Below are 1,106 nucleotides of genomic sequence, written 5' to 3' on the forward strand. Positions count from 1 at the left end.
TTTTATCCAAGGTTTCCCCTGATAAACTAGAATCATGCGCGTCAAAGCGCTCCGCGCCGCTAAAGCGAGGGAAGCCAAGCTCCTTCATGGAGCGCCAGCCCAGTACCAAGCTTTGGATGAAGCCATCCGCACAGCGCAGTTTGTACGCAACAAATGCCTGCGCTACTGGATGGATAACCAAGGCGTGGGCAAGAAGGAGCTGTACGCTCTTTGCAAGCATCTGGCTCAGGAGTTTGAGTTTGCTGCCAAGCTCAACTCAACAGCCAGGCAAGCCAGTGCGGAGAGAGCTTGGGCGGCCATCTCCAGCTTCTACCGCCGTTGCCGAGAGGGGCAGACAAAGAAGGGCTACCCCCAGTGAGCGCTCCGCGCCGCTTCGCGAGCAAAAAGAACTGCCGCTCTGTGGAGTACAAGCAATCTGGGTGGAAGTTGTCGGCAGATGGAATGTCCATCACCTAAGGCCTACGGCCCGCTAACGCGAACACCGACGGCAACCAGGCTGGCACCTTTGCCTTGTACTGCAGCGGGGAGGCGAGGAAGCTTATCCTCAGCTCCAAGAATTAACCGGGTGCGGGTTATCCGGCGGGCAGATGGGTACTACGCCCAGTTCTGCCTTGACTTGAGCGCAGGGAAAAGAGCCAGTACACCGGCACCATGATTGGCCTTGACTTGGGGCTGGAGCACTTCTACACCGACCAACACGGCAACAAGGTCGATTGCCCTAAGTTCTTGCGTCGTGCTGAACGTAGGCTTAAGAAACAGCAAAGGAGGTTGAGTCGCCGGTTTAGAAAGGGCATTCAGAAACAGTCCAAGAACTATCTCAAGCAGAAACAACGTCTTGGCAAGCTGCACCTCAAGGTTCAACGCCAGCGTAGAGACTGGGCAATCAAGCTTGCCCGGTGCGTGGTGGCGTCTAACGACGTCGTGGTGTATGAGGACTTGCAGGTGCAGAACTTAGTCAAGAACCATCATCTGGCCAAGTCGTTCGCGTTAGCGGTGCGGAGCACTTTCCAGGATGCCGCATGGAGCATTTTCACCGGGTGGCTGGACTACTACGGCAAGGTGTAAGGACTACGTCCCGCTTACGCGATTGGCAAGGTGGTGATTGC

Annotated in this window: 2 protein-coding genes; one reads left to right on the forward strand and one right to left on the reverse strand. The window is 56.1% G+C overall.

Translation table 11 applies throughout. The annotated features are described in order from the left end of the window. Positions 1-220 (reverse strand): hypothetical protein (locus NW808_RS03940; protein WP_414420362.1); only part of this gene is annotated, 220 nt, incomplete at its 3' end. 431 nt (positions 221-651) lie between these two features. Between NW808_RS03940 and NW808_RS03945 the strand changes: the two genes are divergently transcribed. After that, positions 652-1,065, forward strand: a complete 414-nt coding sequence (locus NW808_RS03945) for an RNA-guided endonuclease InsQ/TnpB family protein (protein WP_414420363.1) — start codon at positions 652-654, stop codon at positions 1,063-1,065. Positions 1,066-1,106: the final 41 nt, after the last annotated feature.

Origin of the sequence: Synechococcus sp. W70.1, from assembly GCF_047461515.1 — a bacterium.
Classification (GTDB): Bacteria; Cyanobacteriota; Cyanobacteriia; order Thermostichales; family Thermostichaceae; genus Thermostichus.